Origin of the sequence: Mycobacterium sp. IEC1808, from assembly GCF_002101935.1 — a bacterium.
Lineage (GTDB): Bacteria > Actinomycetota > Actinomycetes > Mycobacteriales > Mycobacteriaceae > Mycobacterium.
Map to the genome: position 1 here is coordinate 36,311 of NZ_LQPV01000022.1, position 18,034 is coordinate 54,344.

The 18,034-nt window shown below is 68.8% G+C and carries 16 protein-coding genes and 2 pseudogenes; 10 read left to right on the forward strand and 8 right to left on the reverse strand.

Features of this window, described 5'->3' with window-relative positions:
* Positions 1–4: 4 nt before the first annotated feature.
* Positions 5–2,095 carry a transketolase gene (tkt, locus tag AWB92_RS14085; protein ID WP_085186467.1) on the reverse strand — a complete coding sequence of 697 codons (2,091 nt, stop codon included), beginning with the start codon at positions 2,093–2,095 and terminating at the stop codon, positions 5–7.
* Positions 2,096–2,348: 253 nt separating this feature from the next.
* Here tkt and AWB92_RS14090 point away from each other — a divergent pair, with 253 nt between their 5' ends.
* Both AWB92_RS14090 and AWB92_RS14095 read left to right on the forward strand, forming a co-directional pair.
* Positions 2,349–3,278, forward strand: coding sequence for a heme o synthase (locus AWB92_RS14090; protein ID WP_068100659.1), 930 nt, complete (start codon positions 2,349–2,351; stop codon positions 3,276–3,278).
* A gap of 87 nt (positions 3,279–3,365) precedes the next feature.
* Positions 3,366–3,707, forward strand: a complete 342-nt coding sequence (locus AWB92_RS14095; protein WP_241523453.1) for a DUF3024 domain-containing protein — start codon at positions 3,366–3,368, stop codon at positions 3,705–3,707.
* Positions 3,708–3,721: 14 nt separating this feature from the next.
* Here the strand turns inward: AWB92_RS14095 and AWB92_RS14100 are convergent.
* A pseudogene (locus AWB92_RS14100) lies at positions 3,722–4,727 on the reverse strand (IS30 family transposase).
* Between the two features lie 302 nt (positions 4,728–5,029).
* On the reverse strand, positions 5,030–6,004 hold the full coding sequence (locus tag AWB92_RS14105) for a quinone oxidoreductase (protein WP_085186469.1): 975 nt from the start codon (positions 6,002–6,004) through the stop codon (positions 5,030–5,032).
* A gap of 19 nt (positions 6,005–6,023) precedes the next feature.
* Between AWB92_RS14105 and AWB92_RS14110 the strand changes: the two genes are divergently transcribed.
* Positions 6,024–6,656, forward strand: coding sequence for a hypothetical protein (locus AWB92_RS14110; RefSeq protein WP_085186471.1), 633 nt, complete (start codon positions 6,024–6,026; stop codon positions 6,654–6,656).
* On the opposite strand, the gene AWB92_RS14115 is transcribed toward AWB92_RS14110, so the two are convergent.
* From AWB92_RS14115 to mptB, 4 genes are all read right to left on the reverse strand, one after another.
* On the reverse strand, positions 6,615–7,544 hold the full coding sequence (locus AWB92_RS14115) for a heme A synthase (RefSeq protein WP_241523457.1): 930 nt from the start codon (positions 7,542–7,544) through the stop codon (positions 6,615–6,617). The genes AWB92_RS14110 and AWB92_RS14115 overlap by 42 nt on opposite strands.
* A gap of 154 nt (positions 7,545–7,698) precedes the next feature.
* Positions 7,699–8,409, reverse strand: coding sequence for an ABC transporter permease (locus tag AWB92_RS14120; RefSeq protein ID WP_231981933.1), 711 nt, complete (start codon positions 8,407–8,409; stop codon positions 7,699–7,701).
* A gap of 77 nt (positions 8,410–8,486) precedes the next feature.
* Positions 8,487–9,440, reverse strand: a complete 954-nt coding sequence (locus AWB92_RS14125) for an ABC transporter ATP-binding protein (protein WP_142282095.1) — start codon at positions 9,438–9,440, stop codon at positions 8,487–8,489.
* Positions 9,437–11,137 carry a polyprenol phosphomannose-dependent alpha 1,6 mannosyltransferase MptB gene (gene mptB, locus AWB92_RS14130; protein ID WP_085186475.1) on the reverse strand — a complete coding sequence of 567 codons (1,701 nt, stop codon included), beginning with the start codon at positions 11,135–11,137 and terminating at the stop codon, positions 9,437–9,439. Before mptB ends, AWB92_RS14125 begins: the two co-directional genes overlap by 4 nt.
* A 56-nt stretch (positions 11,138–11,193) precedes the next feature.
* Here mptB and AWB92_RS14135 point away from each other — a divergent pair, with 56 nt between their 5' ends.
* The 7 genes and pseudogenes from AWB92_RS14135 to AWB92_RS14165 all read left to right on the forward strand — a co-directional run bounded on the left by AWB92_RS14135 (position 11,194) and on the right by AWB92_RS14165 (position 17,408).
* Positions 11,194–11,985 (forward strand): metalloregulator ArsR/SmtB family transcription factor, encoded by a 792-nt coding sequence (locus AWB92_RS14135; RefSeq protein ID WP_085186477.1) that lies wholly within the window; start codon positions 11,194–11,196, stop codon positions 11,983–11,985.
* Positions 11,982–13,430: a Fe-S cluster assembly protein SufB gene (gene sufB / locus AWB92_RS14140; RefSeq protein WP_085186479.1), complete on the forward strand. Its 1,449-nt coding sequence runs from the start codon at positions 11,982–11,984 to the stop codon at positions 13,428–13,430. The genes AWB92_RS14135 and sufB overlap by 4 nt, the downstream gene beginning before the upstream one ends.
* Complete coding sequence (gene sufD / locus AWB92_RS14145) at positions 13,427–14,584, forward strand: Fe-S cluster assembly protein SufD (RefSeq protein WP_085186482.1); 1,158 nt, start codon at positions 13,427–13,429, stop codon at positions 14,582–14,584. The genes sufB and sufD overlap by 4 nt, the downstream gene beginning before the upstream one ends.
* Positions 14,581–15,363 carry a Fe-S cluster assembly ATPase SufC gene (gene sufC / locus AWB92_RS14150; protein ID WP_085186493.1) on the forward strand — a complete coding sequence of 261 codons (783 nt, stop codon included), beginning with the start codon at positions 14,581–14,583 and terminating at the stop codon, positions 15,361–15,363. Before sufD ends, sufC begins: the two co-directional genes overlap by 4 nt.
* Position 15,364: 1 nt before the next feature.
* Positions 15,365–16,600, forward strand: coding sequence for a cysteine desulfurase (locus tag AWB92_RS14155; protein ID WP_085186495.1), 1,236 nt, complete (start codon positions 15,365–15,367; stop codon positions 16,598–16,600).
* Positions 16,597–17,080, forward strand: a pseudogene (sufU, locus tag AWB92_RS14160) (Fe-S cluster assembly sulfur transfer protein SufU); the annotation flags it as partial. The gene AWB92_RS14155 and the pseudogene sufU, both read left to right, overlap by 4 nt.
* Entirely contained in the window at positions 17,061–17,408 is a 348-nt protein-coding gene (locus AWB92_RS14165; RefSeq protein ID WP_066929521.1) for a metal-sulfur cluster assembly factor, read from the forward strand. The pseudogene sufU and the gene AWB92_RS14165, both read left to right, overlap by 20 nt.
* On the opposite strand, the gene AWB92_RS14170 is transcribed toward AWB92_RS14165, so the two are convergent.
* Complete coding sequence (locus tag AWB92_RS14170) at positions 17,398–17,973, reverse strand: TetR/AcrR family transcriptional regulator (RefSeq protein ID WP_085186499.1); 576 nt, start codon at positions 17,971–17,973, stop codon at positions 17,398–17,400. The genes AWB92_RS14165 and AWB92_RS14170 overlap by 11 nt on opposite strands.
* Positions 17,974–18,034: the final 61 nt, after the last annotated feature.

The window sequence follows — 18,034 nt, forward strand, 5'->3', positions numbered from 1 at the left end:
TTTCTCAGTTATCGACTACCTGCTCCGCGGCCGCCGCGACGGCTTCGGCGGTAAAGCCGAACTCACGGAACAAAGTCTTGTAATCGGCGGATTCGCCGTAGTGCTCGATCGACACGATGCGACCGGTGTCGCCGACGAGCTTGTGCCAGGACTGCGCGACCCCCGCCTCGACGGCCACCCGTGCCGACACCGACGGGGGCAGCACGCTGTCGCGGTATTCCTCGGGCTGCGACTCGAACCACTCGACGCACGGCATGGACACCACCCGTGCCACGATGTCCCTGTCCGCCAGCAGGTTTCGCGCCTCGACGGCGAGCTGAACCTCGGAGCCCGTGGCGATCAGCACGACGTCCGGCTCGTCGCCGCCGTCATCGCCGAGGATGTAGCCGCCGCGCCCGACTCCCTCGAAGTTGGTGCCCTCCAGGACCGGCACGCCCTGGCGGGTCAGGATCAGCCCGACCGGGCCGCTGCCGTTGCCGCGGGCCAGGATCGTCCGCCAGGCGTACGCGGTCTCGTTGGCGTCGGCCGGGCGCACCACCGACAGGTGGGGGATGGCGCGCAGCGCGGCCAGGTGCTCGATCGGCTGGTGCGTCGGGCCGTCCTCGCCCAGCCCGATCGAATCGTGCGTCCACACGTAGATGGTGTCGATGTTCATCAGCGACGCCAGGCGCACGGCCGGGCGCATGTAGTCGGAGAACTGCAGGAACGTGCCGCCGTAGGCGCGGGTGGGGCCGTGCAGCACGATGCCGGACAGGATGGCGCCCATCGCGTGTTCGCGAACGCCGAAGTGCAGCGTGCGACCGTACCAGTCGGCGGTGTAGTCCTTCGTCGAAATCGACGGGGGCCCAAACGATTTGACGTTGTCCATGGTGGTGTTGTTGCTACCCGCCAGGTCGGCCGAACCGCCCCAAAGCTCGGGCAGTTTCGGCCCCACCGCGTTGAGCACCTTCCCGGACGCCGCGCGGGTGGCCAGCGGCTTGTCCTCCGGGGTCCAGGTCGGGATGTCGGCGTCCCAGCCGTCGGGCAGCTTCTCGGCGGTCAGCCGGTCCAGCAGCGCTTTGCGTTCGGGTTCGCGCTGCGCCCAGGCGTCGAATTCGGGTTGCCACTTTTCGTGTGCTTCCTTGCCCCGGTCCACCAACTTGCGGGTGTGGGCGAGCACCTCGTCGCGCACCTCGAAGTTCTTATCCGGGTCGAAGCCCAGGATCTTCTTGACGGCTGCGACCTCTTCGTCGCCGAGGGCGGCGCCGTGCGCCTTGCCGGTGTTCATCAGCTTGGGCGCGGGGTAGCCGATGATGGTGCGCAGCTCGATGAACGACGGCCGATCGGTGACGGCCTTGGCGTTGGCGATGGCCTCCTCGATGCCGACGACGTTCTCGCCGCCCTCCACCCGCTGCACGTGCCAGCCGTAGGCCTCGTAGCGCGCGGCGGTGTCCTCGCACAGCGCGATGTTGGTGTCGTCCTCGATGGAGATCTGGTTGTGGTCGTAGAACACGATCAGGTTGCCTAGCTGCTGCACGGCCGCCAGCGACGACGCCTCGGACGTCACGCCCTCCTCGATGTCCCCGTCGGAGGCGATCACGAAGATGAAATGGTCGAACGGGCTGGTGCCCGGCTCGGCGTCCGGGTCGAACAGGCCGCGCTCGTAGCGCGACGCCATCGCCATCCCGACCGAGGACGCCAGGCCCTGACCGAGCGGGCCGGTGGTGATCTCAACGCCCTTGGTGTGCCGGAACTCCGGGTGTCCGGGCGTCTTGGATCCCCACGTGCGCAACGACTCGATGTCCGACAGCTCCAGGCCGAACCCGCCGAGGTACAGCTGCAGGTACAGCGTGAGGCTGCTGTGCCCGGCCGACAGCACGAACCGGTCACGACCCAGCCAGTAGGTGTCGCTGGGGTCGTGGCGCATCGTGCGCTGAAACAGGGTGTAGGCCAGCGGGGCCAGGCTCATCGCCGTTCCGGGGTGGCCGTTGCCGACTTTTTGGACCGCGTCGGCGGCCAGCACCCGGATCGTGTCGACCGCGGCCGAATCGATCTCGGTCCAGTCGTCGGGGAGGTGCGGTTGGGTCAGCGTGGAGATCTCTTCGAGTGTCGTCACAGCCTCAGTCCTTGGGTCATCAAGCTGATATTGCCTACCCTAATGCGGGAGTGCCGGCTCCTGCAGTGCAGAGTTCTCTAGTACCCAACGCCGGCCGCTGTGAAAATACGCCCCGGTCGCCTGGGCTTTGCAATCTGTTCGGAATTCTCGGAAGAATCCCTTTCGGACCCTCCGGGCAGGCGGCCGCCGGCACGCGGTCTACCATCGTGCGTAGTAGATGCTGCGCGCTGCTGCGACCCCGAGGAGTTATTGCGTGAGCGTTCGCGGGCGCGTCGCGCCGAGTCGAGAGGCACCGGGCCGGGTACAAGGCACGGTCCTGGCGTACCTGGCGCTCACCAAGCCGCGGGTCATCGAGTTGCTGCTCGTCACCGCGATCCCGGCGATGCTGCTCGCCCACCGCGGCACCGTGAACCCGCTGCTGATCCTCAACACGCTCATCGGCGGGATGCTGGCCGCCGGCGGCGCCAACACGCTCAACTGCGTGGCCGACGCCGACATCGACAAGGTGATGAAGCGCACCGCGCGCAGGCCGTTGGCGCGCGCCGCGGTGCCGACGCGAAACGCCCTGGTCCTGGGGCTGGTGCTCAGCGTTGGCTCGTTCTTCTGGCTCTGGTGGACGACCAACCTGCTGTCCGGGCTGCTGGCCGTGGCCACCATCGCGTTCTACGTGTTCGTCTACACACTGTTGCTCAAGCGCCGCACCTCGCAAAACGTCGTGTGGGGCGGGGCGGCGGGCTGCATGCCGGTGATGATCGGCTGGTCCGCGGTCACCGGCACCATCTCCTGGCCGGCGTTGGTGATGTTCGCGATCATCTTCTTCTGGACGCCGCCGCACACCTGGGCCTTGGCGATGCGGTACAAGGACGACTACAAGGCGGCCGGCGTCCCGATGCTGCCGGCGGTGGCGACCGAGCGTCAGGTCACCAAGCAGATCCTGATCTACACCTGGCTGACCGTGCTCGCGACGCTGGCGCTGGCGCTGGCCACCGGCTGGCTCTACGCGGCGGTCGCCCTGTTGGCCGGGGTGTGGTTCCTGGCGATGGCGCATCAGCTGTACGCCGGCGTGCGCGCCGGCGAGCCGGTCAAGCCGCTGCGGCTGTTCCTGCAGTCGAACAACTACCTGGCGGTGGTGTTCTGCGCGCTGGCGGTCGACTCGGTGATCGCGCTGCCGACGCTGCTGTAGCCGTATTGCCGAGCAGACGTAAAAGCCCCCTTTTCGACGGGCGGATTCCAGTGAACGTCGCCACGGGACGAGTTGCTCACTAGTGCAGTGACAGGTCTGCCGGAGACGGATGTGGCGCGAGTGCAGCGATGGTGTCACGACAAGGTGCCCGAGCATGTGCGTGACGAGGTCCGCATCGAGGTGGACGTCGCGGAGCGTCATCTGACGATCGTCGAGTGTCGGCCGCCGTGGCATGCGGATGCGGACTCGGAGTGGACCCGCTTCCCGATCGCTCGGCTGCGCTATGCGAAGACCCGCGGTGTGTGGTCACTGTATTGGCGCGACCGCAACTTGCGTTTTCACACCTACGATCTGGTGTCACCCACGGCCCGTATTGAGGAGTTGCTCGCTGAAGTGGATCGGGACCCCACAGCGATCTTTTGGGGCTGACGGACCTGGCGGTGTTATGCCGTCTTTAGCGCGGCACCGGTGATCAGGTCAGCGGGCCGAGCCCAGCCCAGAATTTTACGGGGCCGGTCATTGAGTTCGTCAGCAACTCGCTGCAGTTCCTCGGGTGAGATGCGGTCCAGATCAACACCTTTGGGAAAATAATCGCGCAGCAAGCCGTTGGTGTTCTCGTTGGAGCCACGCTGCCAGGGTGAGTGCGCGTCACAGAAGAACACCCGTGTGCCGGTGCGGGCGGTGATCTGTTGATGCAGCGCAAGCTCTTTACCCTGATCCCAGGTCAGTGTCCGACGCAGATGGGGGGCAAAAGCGCCCAGGGCATCGACGATGCCGTCACACATGGCCTGCGCGGTCGGCCGCCCAGTAGACACATGGATCAGGACCACGAAGCGAGTGACGCGTTCCACCAAAGTGCCTATCGCCGAACGATTTCCGGGCCCCACGATGCAATCGCCCTCCCAATGGCCGACCTGTATCCGGTCTTCGACCTCAGCGGGCCGATCAGCGATCATCGTCATACCGGTAAGCCGACCACGGCGTTCTAGCCCCTGGACTCGGCGGCGACGCCGCCGACGCCGCCGTTTGGCCGGACGAGTCAAATCGGTGCGGGGATCGTAGATCGCCTGATAGATCGACTCGGTACACAGATGGCGCTCGGGTTGATCGGGGAAGCGCGCCGGCAGCTCATGGGCAACCTGCTCGGGACTCCACCGCTTGCCCAACAACTCGGCAACCACATCATGGAGCTGCTCGTCACGCGTTACACGGCGGGCGCGACGGCCGGGATTGCCGCTCGACCGCAAGCCGCTCCGCCGTAGCAGGCAGGTAGCGGCCCTGATCATCGGCGTTGCGGTCCAGCTCCCGTGAGACCGTCGAGGCCGCCCGGCCTAGCTCGTCGGCGATGGCGCATACACCGACACCCGCACGGTGCAAGTCGGCGATCGTCGTCCTCTCCTCAACCGAGAGATATCGAGGATGCCGCGGTTTGGGTGCTGTGAGACTCACCGGTGGATAGTGCACCGCCTCGCCGGCACTATTGCGCACCGTGCGCCCATAGCGCCAGCGTGTCCCCGTCCTGCGGTCGATTCCCACAATGCGGCACGCCTCGCAGGGACCTAGCCCCTGCGCAATCAGCCAGCCGAACCACTCCCGCTCCTCCACCAGCATTCCGCCACTTGGGCGTCCACGTGGCCGGATCTTCCGCTCTGCTCCCACCGCAACCTCCCGAATAACCTCGGTGTTGCGACGTTTACTGGAATTCACCGCGCCGAAATGGGGCTTTTACGACTGCTCGCGGGATGAAAGCCCTACGGCAGCAGCACGATCGAGCCCGTCGTCTTGCGGCCCTGCAGGTCCTGGTGCGCGCGCGCCGCTTCGGCGAGCGGGTAGCGGCCGCCGACCTCGATGGTGATGCCGCCGCCGGCGATCGCGTCAAACAGTTCGCCTGCGCGCCAATGGAATTCGTCGCCGGTGCGGATGAAGTGCGCCAGCGACGGCCGGGTCAAGAACACCGACCCCGCGGCGTTGAGGCGCTGCGGGTCGAACGGCGGAACGGGCCCACTGGCGGCGCCGAACAGCGCGAGGGTGCCCCGGACGGCCAGGCTGGCCAGGCTGGCGTCGAAGGTCGTCGCGCCGACGCCGTCGTACACCGCGGCCACCCCTCCGCCGCCCGTCAATTCGCGGATCTTCTGGGCGAATTCGCCTGGGTCGTCGGGGTAGGAGAGCACCTCGGCGGCGCCGGCCTCCTTGGACATCCGCTCCTTCTCCGGCGTCGAGACGGTGGTGATGACCCGCGCCCCGAGCAACGTGGCCCACTGCGTCAGGATCAGCCCGACCCCGCCGGCGCCCGCGTGCACCAGCACGGTGTCACCGCTTTTGACCGGATACACCGACTTCAGCAGGTAGTGCGCGGTCAGGCCCTTGAGCATCACCGAGGCGGCCACCTCGGACGTCACGCCGTCGGGCACCTTCGCTGTCAAAGCCGCTGGGGCGGTGGCGAATTCGGCGTAGGCGCCCGTCGCCGCGGCGGTGCCCACCCGGTCACCCTCGCTGAAATCGTCGACCCCGTCGCCCGTGGCGACGACGGTGCCGGCGGTCTCCTGGCCGAGGATGAACGGCACCTCGCGCGGGTACTGCCCGGAGCGGAAATAGGTGTCGATGTAGTTGACGCCGATCGCCTCGGCCTTGATCAAGAGTTCGCCGGGGCCGGGCGTGGGCTCGGGGACGTCGACATAGCGCAGGACTTCGGGACCACCGGTTTCGCTGATTTCGATTGCGTGCATGTGGATATCATGCCCGGGCATGAAGCTGGCCCGCCCGGACGTCTTCCATCCGCGCATTGTGCTGGCGGGTGATCCCCGACACTCCGACGATGCGGGGCTGGTGCCCGCGCTGCGAACCCGCGGGCTGCACGCGCGCTGGTTGCCCTGGGACGACCCGCGGACCGTCGGCGCCGACCTGGTGATCCTGCGCCGCGCCCCCGACCCACGCGACGAGTTCCTGGCCTGGATCCGCCGGGTGCGCCACCTGCTCAACCCGCCCGACGCGGTCGCGTGGAACCTCGGCGAGCGGTACCTGCGCGACCTCGAGGACGACGGGGTACCGGTGCTGACGGGCGGGACGGCTCGGTCGGCGTTGGTATTCATCGGCGGGCAGCGGTCGCACGCGTGGCCGGGCGAGCCGGAGTTCGAGTCGTGGGACCTCGGATACGCCGCCATCGCGTCGGCCGCGCAACGCGCCGGAATCGGCTCGCGCGAGCTGCTTTACGCGCGCGCCGACCTGGCAGGGGACCGGCTGGTGGGGCTCGACCTGGTGGCGCCGTCGCTGGGCTGGTCGCAGCTTGACGCCGACTCCCGCGGGCGGGCCCAGCGCGAGTTCGCTCTCGCCGTGGAGTCAGCCTGCGAGCGGCTGGGCCTCGGTCCGTTGTCGCATTGAGGCCCATAGCGCCGCCGTCGCCGCCGTGCAGGCAGCCGCGCCGGCCACGTGCACCGCGACCAGGGCGGCGGGCACCCCGGTGTAGTACTGGGCGGTGCCGACCGCGGCCTGGGCGCACACCAGGGCGACCAGCACGCCCAGCCGCAGCCGGATGGCCCGGCCGGCGCCCACCGCCAGCAGCCCGAAGCCGAGCCCGACCAGCAACGCCAGGTAGGAAACCAGCAGCGACGAATGCGCGTGCACCAGCGTTGTGATCTCGACCTTCAGTCGGGGCACGGTGCGGCTGGGGCTGCGGTCGCCGGCGTGCGGGCCGGCGGCGGTCACCAGCGTGCCGGCGACCAGCACCGCCGCCAAGTTCACCGCGCTCAGCGCGGTCAGCGCGCGCAGCGGCCGCGCCACCGCGTAGTGGACCACGCCATCGTCTGGCTCGCCCACCTTGACGTAGAGCAGCACCGACAGCCACACCATCGTCATCGACGTCAGCAGGTGCACGGCGACGGTCCACCACAGCAACCCGGTGCGCACGGTGATGCCGCCGATCACCGCCTGCACCACCGTCGACACCGGCATCAGCCACGCGTAGACCAGGACCTCGGTGCGCCGGCGCGCGCGGGTCACGGCCAGCACGGCCAACGCAGCGGTGATCACCACGGCGAAGGTGATCATCCGGTTGCCGAACTCGACGGCCTGGTGGATCCGTGGCACCTCGGCCACCGCGACCGGGGTGAAGCTGCCGGGAAAGCACTGCGGCCAGGTGGGGCAGCCCAGCCCCGAGGCGGTGACGCGCACGATCGCGCCGGTGACCGCGATGCCGCCCTGGGTGAGGATGACGAGCGCGGCGACGATCCGCTGGGCGCGCAGGCTGGGGTCGGGGAGCAGGTCCACCAACCGCCGCAGCGTTGGTCGTAGCACCGCCCGATGGTAAGCCAAGAAAAACTACGGCCTGTAGTACGGGCCCGTTGCGCCGAAATTGCCCCCATGGCTGTGAAAGGGCGCGATCCGCGACCAAAGCCGCAATCTCGGCGACCTCAGGGCGATGCCGTCAGGTAAAGCGGAACCAGCGCCGGGCGGCCAGCGCGGCCAGCGCCCCCCATACCGCCAGCACGACGACCCCGAACCAGTCCACCGACAGCGTCATCGCCTGGGAGAGGGCCTCGGTGAGCGCGCCCGACGGGGTGAGCCGGGAAAGCCATTTCACCACCGGCGGGATCATCCTTGTTTCCAGGGTCAGCGCGCCCAGGCCGGCGAAGACGAACCACATCAGGTTGGCTACCGCCAGCACGATCTCGGCGCGCAGCGTCCCGCCGAGCAACAGCCCGAGGGCCGCGAAGCCCGCGGTGCCCAGCGCGATGACGGCCGCGCCCAACAGCAACGCCGCGGGTGCGGGTCGCCAGCCGAGCGCGAAACCGATGGCGCCCAACAGGATTGCCTGCAAGAACACCACCGTGACGACCGCCAGCGACTTTCCGGCGATGATGCCCCAGACCGGCAGCGGGGTGGCACCGAGCCGCTTCAGCGCGCCGTAGCGGCGGTCGAACGCGACGGCGATCGCCTGCCCGGTGAAGGCGGTCGAGATCACCGCGAGGGCCATGATCACCGGGACGAACGTGGCCGCGCGGTTGCGGCCGAAGTCGCCGAAGGGCAGCAGGGTCAGCCCCACCAACAGCGTGATCGGGATGAACATGGTCAGCAGCAATTGCTCGCCGTTGCGCAGCAGCAGCTTGAGCTCCAGGCCGAACTGCGCCGCGAGCATCCGCGGCACGGGGCTGGGGCGCGGGTCGGGTTTGAAGGTCCCCGCGGGAAAGGTGTTCGACTGGGTCCCTGAATGAGTCACGGCCGTAGGTTCCTGCCGGTGAGGTCGAGGAAGACGTCCTCGAGGCTGCGTTGCTCGACTCGCATGTCGGTGGCCAGCACGTCGATCTGCGCGCACCACGCCGTGACGGTCGCCAGCACCTGCGGGTCGACCGGGCCCTCGACCAGGTACTCGCCCGGCGTCACCTCGGTGGCCTTGTAGTCCTCCGGCAGCGCGGACGCCAGCAGGGACAGGTCGAGGCGCGGCGGCGCGGTGAACCGCAGCTGGTCCTTGGCGCCCGCCCGCATCAGTTCGGTCGGGGTGCCCGATGCCACCGTCACCCCGTGGTCGATGATCACCAGCCGATCGGCGAGTTCCTCGGCCTCCTTGAGCTGGTGCGTGGTCAGCAGCACGGTCACGCCATCGCGGCGCAGCGCGTCGATGAGCTCCCAGACCAGCAACCGTGCGTGGGCGTCCATGCCGGCGGTGGGCTCGTCGAGGAACACCAGCTCGGGCCGGCCGACCAGTGCACAGGCGAGGGCCAGCCGTTGCTGCTGCCCGCCGGAGAGCCGCCGGTAGGTGGTGCGGGCGGCGTCGGTCAGGCCGAGGGTGTCCATCAGCCACGCCGGGTCCAGCGGGTCGGCGGAATAGGCGGCTACCAGGTTGAGCATTTCGCCCGCCCGCGCCGCGGGGTAGCCGCCGCCGCCCTGCAGCATCACCCCGATCCGCGCGCGCAGGCGCGCGTTGTCGGCGACGGGGTCCAGGCCGAGCACCCGGATCGTGCCGGCGTCGGGACGCGCGAAGCCCTCGCACATCTCGACCGTCGTGGTCTTACCGGCGCCGTTGGGCCCGAGCAGGGCCAGCACCTCGGCGGCGTGCACCTCCAGATCGAGGTTGGAGACGGCCTCGACGGCGGCCGCGCCGGACCCGTATTGCTTGGTGACCCCTCGCAGCCGCACGACAGTGTCGGGCGTTTCGGGGAGCGGGCTCACGTGGAATCAGCGTAGGCGTCGGGCGCCGCCTCGGAGCGTGGGGCGGTCCTGGGGGGCTCGGCGGGCAGCGTGACGGCCGTCTGGCCGTTGGTTTCCGGGCCCGTCGGCCGCAGTTGGCGCCACGGCAGACGGGTGTAGGTAAACGCGATGAGCACGGCCACGATCAGGCTGCTGGCCAGCGTGGCGTCCACGATCTGAAAGAGGGCGAAACGGTCACCGTTGGCCGTCGGGCCGAAGATGCCGACGACGAGGGTGATGACGATCACCGCCACCCGGAAGCCCGGGCGGGTCGCCCACGCGGCCAGCGGGATGATGGCCCACAGCAGATACCAGGGCTGCACCACCGGGAACAGCAACACGCAGATGCCCAGCGCGACGCCCAGGCCGCCGATCGGGTGCAGCCGGCCGCGGAAGACGGCCACCAGCAACCAGGCCACCAACACCATGATGATCAGCACGCCGATGCCACGGGTCAGCCCCAGCACCGCGGTGGTGTGATCGCCCAGGCCCAGCAGGATCCCCACCTGCCCGGTGCCCAGGGCCAGCAGCGTCGGCGGCGACATCCAGCTGCGCACCACGTTGGCGGTGCCCAGCGTGTAGATCCAACCGAATCCCAGCCCGCTGGCCCAGCCGACCAGGGCCATCACCGCCAGTGCCAGCGCCGCCATCCCACCGCCCGCCAGCAGCAGGGCGCGCAGGTTGCCGCCGCAGCGGTAGGCCAGCGCCATCGTGACGAACCCGAGCGCCAGCAGCGACGGCAGCTTCACCTGCGAGGACAGGGTGATCAGGATCGCGCCCGCGAGCAGCATCCCCAACGGCTCCCAGCTCGGGCCCGGCCGCCACGACGTGGGCAGCAGTCGCGGAGAGTCGATGCCGCGCAGCGCGAACTCGGCGCCGGCCAGCATCAGCCCGAGCATCAGCGCCTCGTTGTGGACGCCTGCGACCAGGTGCATGATCAGCAGCGGATTGGCGGCCCCCAGCCACAGCGCGCTCACCTCGGCGACGCCGCAGCGCCGGGCCAGCCGCGGGGTGGCCCACACGATGAGGCCGACCCCGATCAGCACCACGATCCGGTGGCACAGCACGGCGGCGACGATGTTCTCCCCGGTCAGCGCCGAGATGCCGCGCCCGATCCACAGGAACAACGGGCCGTACGGTGCGGGCGTCTCGCGCCACAGCGTCGGCACCGACAGCGTGAACACGTGGCCGAGGCCCAGCCCCGACGCCGGGCCCACCTTGTAGGGGTCGAGCCCCTCCAGCGAGATCTGGCTCTGGGCCAGGTACGAGTAGACGTCCTTGCTGTACATCGGCGGCGCGATCAGCAGCGGCAGCGTCCACAGCAGCAGGGTGCGATCCAGGTCCCCGCGCGACATTTTCCGGTTGCCCAGCGCAAACCGCCCCAGCATCAGCCAGGCCAGCGCCATCATCACCGCGCCCGTCGTCGTCATCGTCAGCGACACCGTCTGGATGCGCGACGGCAGGTTGAGCAGCCGGACCCCGAACGTCGGGTCCTGCACGACGGGCCGCGCCCCGGCGCCCAGCGCGCCGATCGCCATCAGGACGGTGCCGGTAGCGCCGAACAGGCGGGTGCGCTGCAGCGCGGTGAGCTCGGTATCGTTCAGCGGCGAACCCACCGCTTGCTCGTCGCCGTGCAGGCTGGCGATCGACGAGCTCAGCGTGTGGTGGCGGGCTGCCATCAGAGCAGCGTAACGGCACGCCCTTGTGACCAGCGCAACGCGCAGACAGGGGACCCTTGGTGGACCGATCCCCGGAATTGCGTCACACTGGTGTTGTGAAAATCCGAACCAGCCTCGATAAGGCGCCCGTGGCTCCTGTCGGCGCCGCGGTGCCGGACGGTCACACCCGCCGCGCCATCGTGCGCCTGCTGCTGGAATCCGGATCGATCACGGCCGTCGAGATCGGGGATCGGCTCGGGCTGACGCCCGCCGGCGTGCGTCGTCACCTCGACGCGCTGATCGAGGCGGGTGACGCCGAGTCGGTGGCCGCCGAGCCGTGGCAGCAGGTGGGCCGCGGGCGCCCCGCCAAGCGCTTCCGCCTGACCGGGGCCGGCCGGGCCAAGCTCGACCACGCCTACGACGACCTGGCCGCGGCGGCCATGCGCCAGTTGCGGGAGATCGGCGGCGAGGACGCCGTCCGCACCTTCGCCCGGCGGCGCATCGACGCGATCCTGGCCGGGGTCGAGGCGGCCGACAGCGGCGACGACGCCGAGGTCGAGGCGGCGGCCGAGCGGGTCGCCGGCGCGCTGACCAAGGCCGGTTACGTCGCGACCACGACGCGGGTGGGCGGGCCGATCCACGGTGTGCAGATCTGCCAGCACCACTGCCCGGTGTCCCACGTCGCCGAGGAATTCCCCGAGTTGTGTGAAGCCGAGCAGCAGGCCATGGCCGAGGTGCTCGGAACCCACGTGCAGCGGTTGGCGACCATCGTCAACGGAAACTGCGCCTGCACCACCCATGTACCACTCACGGTTCCGGCGGCCAGCCCACGTCGCGACACCACGAACACCGAAGGAGCGTCCTTATGACCCTCACGCCCGAGGCCAGCAAGACAGCGGTAGCGCCGCTGACCCAGGAGGAGGCGATCGCCTCGCTGGGGCGGTATGGCTACGGCTGGGCGGACTCCGACGTCGCGGGCGCCAGCGCGCAGCGCGGACTGTCCGAGGCGGTGGTGCGCGACATCTCGGCGAAGAAGAACGAGCCGGAGTGGATGCTGCAGACCCGGCTCAAGGCGCTGCGCATCTTCGAGCGCAAGCCCATGCCGAACTGGGGCTCCAACCTCGAGGGCATCGACTTCGACAACATCAAGTACTTCGTGCGTTCTACCGAGAAGCAGGCCGCAACCTGGGATGACCTCCCCGAGGACATCCGCAACACCTATGACCGGCTGGGCATCCCGGAGGCGGAGAAGCAGCGGCTGGTGGCGGGCGTCGCGGCCCAATATGAGTCCGAGGTGGTGTACCACCAGATTCGGGAAGACCTTGAGGCGCAAGGGGTTATCTTCCTCGACACCGACACGGGCCTGCGCGAGCATCCCGAGGTCTTCAAGGAGTACTTCGGCACGGTGATCCCGGCGGGGGACAACAAGTTCTCCGCGCTGAACACCGCGGTGTGGAGCGGGGGCTCGTTCATCTACGTGCCGCCGGGCGTGCACGTCGACATCCCGCTGCAGGCCTACTTCCGGATCAACACCGAGAACATGGGCCAGTTCGAACGCACACTGATCATCGTCGACGAGAATGCCTACGTCCACTACATCGAGGGCTGTACCGCTCCGATCTACAAGTCGGATTCGCTGCACTCCGCGGTGGTGGAGATCATCGTAAAGCCCGGTGGCCGTTGCCGTTACACGACAATCCAGAACTGGTCGGGCAACGTCTACAACCTGGTCACCAAGCGAGCCCGCGCCGAGGCCGGCGCCACCATGGAGTGGGTCGACGGCAACATCGGCTCCAAGGTGACGATGAAGTACCCGGCGGTCTGGATGACCGGCGAGCACGCCAAAGGCGAGGTGCTGTCGGTGGCGTTCGCCGGCGAGGACCAGCACCAGGACACCGGCGCCAAGATGCTGCACCTGGCGCCCAACACCTCGAGCAACATCGTGTCCAAGTCGGTCGCCCGTGGCGGCGGCCGTACCTCTTACCGCGGCCTGGTGCAGGTGAACAAGGGCGCGCACGGATCGCGCTCGAGCGTGAAATGCGATGCGCTGCTGGTCGATACGATCAGTCGCAGCGACACCTACCCCTATGTCGACATCCGCGAGGACGACGTCACCATGGGCCACGAGGCCACGGTGTCGAAGGTCAGCGAAAACCAGCTGTTCTACCTGATGAGCCGCGGGCTGACCGAGGACGAGGCGATGGCGATGGTGGTGCGCGGCTTCGTGGAGCCGATCGCCAAAGAGCTGCCGATGGAGTACGCGCTGGAGCTCAACCGCCTGATCGAGCTGCAGATGGAGGGCGCGGTCGGATGACCGCTACTGCTCTGAATAAAGGCGAGCTTTTCGCGTCCTTCGACGTTGACGCCTTCGAGGTTCCGCACGGCCGCGACGAGCTCTGGCGGTTCACCCCGCTGCGGCGGCTGCGCGGCCTGCACGACGGTTCTGCAAAGGCCACCGGCCGCGCCGAGGTCGCCGTCGACCAGCGGCCCGGCGTGCAGGTCGAGATCGTCCGCCGCGGCGACGAGCGGCTCGGGCAGGGCGGTGCCCCCGCCGATCGCGTTGCCGCCCAAGCGTTTTCGTCCTTCAATTCCGCGACCGTCGTCACCGTCGGCCGGGACACCAGGATCGCCGAGCCGATCAACATCACCGTCACCGGCCCCGGTGAAGGCGCCGTGGCCTACGGGCACCTGCAGATCCGCGTGGAAGAGCTCGGCGAGGCGGTGGTCGTCATCGACCAGCGCGGCAGCGGAACCTATGCCGACAACGTCGAATTCGTCGTCGACGACGCCGCCCGGCTGACGGTCGTGTGGATCGCCGACTGGGCCGACGACATGGTGCACCTGAGCGCGCATCACGCCAGGCTGGGCAAGGACTCGGTGCTGCGGCACGTCACCGTCACGCTGGGCGGTGAGGTGGTGCGGATGTCGGCCAACGTGCGGTTTTCCGGTCCCGGGGGGGACGCTGAGTTGCTGGGCCTGTACTTCGCCGACGACGGCCAGCACCTCGAGTCGCGGCTGCTGGTGGACCACGCGCGGCCCGACTGCAAGTCGAATGTGCTGTACAAGGGTGCGCTGCAAGGGGATCCGGATTCCGCGCTGCCCGACGCGCACACGGTTTGGGTGGGCGACGTGCTGATCCGTGCCGAAGCCACCGGCACCGACACCTTCGAGGTGAATCGCAACCTGGTGCTCACCGACGGCGCGCGCGCCGACTCGGTGCCCAATCTCGAAATCGAGACCGGCGAGATCGCCGGCGCCGGACACGCCAGCGCCACCGGGCGTTTCGACGACGAGCAACTGTTCTACCTGCGTTCGCGCGGCATCCCGGAGGATCAGGCCCGCCGCCTGGTGGTCCGCGGGTTCTTCGGGCAGATCATTTCGAAGATCGCGGTGCCCGAGGTACGCGAACGCCTGACCGCAGCCATCGAACACGAACTGGCCATTACGGAGAAAACAACCACATCATGACGACCCTGGAAATCAAAGACCTGCACGTCAGCGTCGATGACCCCAACGCCGCCGAGGGCGAGCGCGAGATCCCCATCCTCAAGGGCGTGGACCTGACGGTGAAATCCGGTGAGACGCATGCGCTGATGGGCCCCAACGGGTCCGGTAAGTCGACGCTGTCCTACGCGATCGCCGGTCACCCCAAGTACCGCGTCACCTCCGGGTCGATCACGCTGGACGGCGAGGACGTGCTGGCGATGAGCGTCGACGAGCGCGCGCGTGCCGGGATATTCCTTGCGATGCAGTACCCCGTCGAGGTGCCCGGCGTGTCGGTGTCGAACTTCCTGCGCTCGGCCGCGACGGCCATCCGCGGCGAGGCCCCGAAGCTGCGCCACTGGGTCAAAGAGGTCAAGGGGGCGATGACGTCCCTCGAGATCGACCCGGTCTTCGCCGAGCGCAGCGTCAACGAAGGTTTCTCCGGCGGCGAGAAGAAGCGCCACGAGATCCTGCAGCTGGAGCTGCTCAAGCCCAAGATCGCGATCCTCGATGAAACCGACTCGGGGCTGGACGTCGACGCGCTGCGGGTGGTCAGCGACGGCGTGAACCGCTACGCCGAAACCGAGCACGGCGGAATCCTGTTGATCACGCACTACACCCGCATCCTGCGCTACATCCACCCGGAGTACGTGCACGTGTTCGTGGGCGGCCGCATCGCCGAGTCCGGCGGTCCGGAGCTGGCCGACGAGCTCGAGCAGAACGGGTATGTGCGCTTCTCCCAAGCGGCGGCCGCCGGGGCCTGAGATGTTGGACGTCACGGCCATCCGTGCCGACTTCCCGATCCTCAAGCGCATCATGCGCGGGGGAAACCAGTTGGCGTACTTGGATTCCGGCGCGACCTCGCAGCGTCCGCTGCAGGTGCTCGACGCCGAGCGGGAATTTCTGCTGACCTCCAATGGCGCGGTGCATCGCGGGGCGCACCAGCTGATGGAGGAGGCCACGGACGCCTACGAGCAGGGGCGGTCCGACATCGCGGCCTTCGTGGGCGCCGACGCCGACGAGCTGGTGTTCACCAAGAACGCGACCGAGGCGCTCAACCTGGTGTCATACGTGCTGGGGGACAACCGTTTCGAGCGTGCCGTCGGGCCCGGGGACGTCATCGTCACCACCGAGCTCGAGCACCACGCCAACCTGGTCCCGTGGCAGGAGCTGGCCCGGCGCACCGGGGCGACGTTGCGCTGGTACGGCGTCACGGATGACGGGCGCATCGATCTCGACTCGCTGCGACTCGACGAGCGAGTCAAAGTCGTTGCGTTCAGCCACCATTCCAACGTCACCGGCGCGCTGGCGCCGGTGGGCGAGCTGGTCGGCCGCGCCAAGGCCGTGGGCGCGCTGACCGTGCTGGACGCCTGCCAGTCGGTGCCGCACCGGCCGGTCGATTTTCATGCGCTCGACGTCGACTTCGCGGGTTTCTCCGGCCACAAGATGTTGGGCCCCACCGGGATCGGGGTGCTGTACGGGCGCGGCGAGTTGTTGGCGGCCGCGCCGCCGTTCCTCACCGGCGGGTCGATGATCGAGACGGTCGCCATGGCGGCCAGCACCTACGCGGCGCCGCCGCAGCGCTTCGAGGCCGGCACCCCGATGACCTCTCAGGTGGTCGGATTGGCCGCCGCCGCACGCTATCTCGGCGACATCGGCATGGACGCCGTGGAAGCCCACGAACGCGAGCTGGTGGCCGCGGCCCTCGAGGGCCTGTCCGGCATCGACGGCCTGCGCATCGTCGGACCGACGTCGGCGGAGAACCGGGGCTCGCCGGTGGCGTTCGTCGTCGACGGCGTGCACGCCCACGACGTCGGCCAGGTGCTCGACGACGACGGCGTCGCGGTGCGGGTGGGCCACCACTGCGCGTTGCCGCTGCACCGCCGGTTCGGCGTGGCGGCCACCGCGCGGGCGTCGTTCGCGGTCTACAACACCCGCGACGAGGTGGATCGCCTGGTGGCCGGCGTGCGACGCGCGCTGGATTTCTTTGGGAGAGACTGACGTTGCGCCTCGAACAGATCTATCAGGACGTGATCCTCGATCACTACAAGCACCCGCAGCACCGGGGGCTGCGGGAGCCGTTCGGCGCGCAGGTGTACCACGTCAACCCGGTCTGCGGTGACGAGGTCACCCTGCGGGTCGCGCTGTCCGACGACGGCGAAACCATCACCGACGTCTCGTACGACGGGCAGGGCTGTTCGATCAGCCAGGCGTCGACGTCGGTGTTGACACAGCAGGTGATCGGCCGCAGCGTCGGGGAGGCGCTCAAGACCACCACCGCGTTCAGCGAGATGGTGTCCTCGCGAGGCACGATCGACGGTGACGAGGACGTGTTGGGCGACGGGGTCGCGTTCGCCGGCGTCGCCAAATACCCGGCGCGGGTGAAGTGCGCGCTGCTCGGCTGGATGGCTTTCAAGGACGCCCTGGCTCAGGCCAGCGCAGGCTTCGAGGAGGACCAAAAATGAGCGAAACCACCGCACCGAACGACGAGTTCCTCGCCGACGTCGAGGAGGCGATGCGCGACGTCGTCGATCCCGAATTGGGCATCAACGTCGTCGATCTCGGCCTGGTTTACGGCCTCAACGTGGAAGAGGGCGACGAGGGAACCGTCGCCCTGATCGACATGACGTTGACGTCGGCGGCCTGTCCGCTGACCGACGTCATCGAGGACCAGTCGCGCAGCGCGCTGGTCGGCAGCGGTCTGGTCGACGACCTGCGGATCAACTGGGTGTGGAACCCGCCGTGGGGACCCGACAAGATCACCGAGGACGGTCGCGAGCAGCTGCGCGCCCTCGGCTTCACCGTCTAGTCGCCGCCCCGCCGAGCAAGATGTCGACGAGGCATTCGGGCATGTCGTCGGGGATCGGCTCGTCGGAGAAGAGGACCCGGCCCTGCAGCGGCGTCAGCAACATCCCCAGCACTAGCCGCGGGTCGGCTTCGGCACGCAGATCCCCGCGCGCGACGCCGCGCCGCACGACGGGCGTGAGCGCCTCGATACGGCCCTCCCAGAAGGCGAGGCGCGCCCTGTCGTATTCGGCATCGGCGCGCAGGGTTCCCGCGTAGAGCGCCGCCTTCCCGGCCGCGGAGTTGAGGTACGCCGCGAGGGAGCGGGCGACGGCCAGCAGATCGTCGCGGGTGGATCCGGTGTCGGGGTCGGGGATCGAATGGGCGCCGCGCCTCAGCATGGCGTCGACCAAGAGGTTTTCCCGGGTGGTCCAGCGGCGGTAGATCGTGGTCTCGTGGACGCCGCAGCGGCGCGCCACGCCCGCCACCGTCGCGGCCTCGACGCCGTTCTCGACGAGTTCGTCGAACGCGGCGTCCAGCACGAGTTGCCGCACGTGTTCCCCGCGCCGGTGCGACACAGCCGATGCCATGCCCGCGAGTCTATCGCAACTTCTCTTGCGTTATGCGCCCGGCGGTGCGAAGCTATTGCAA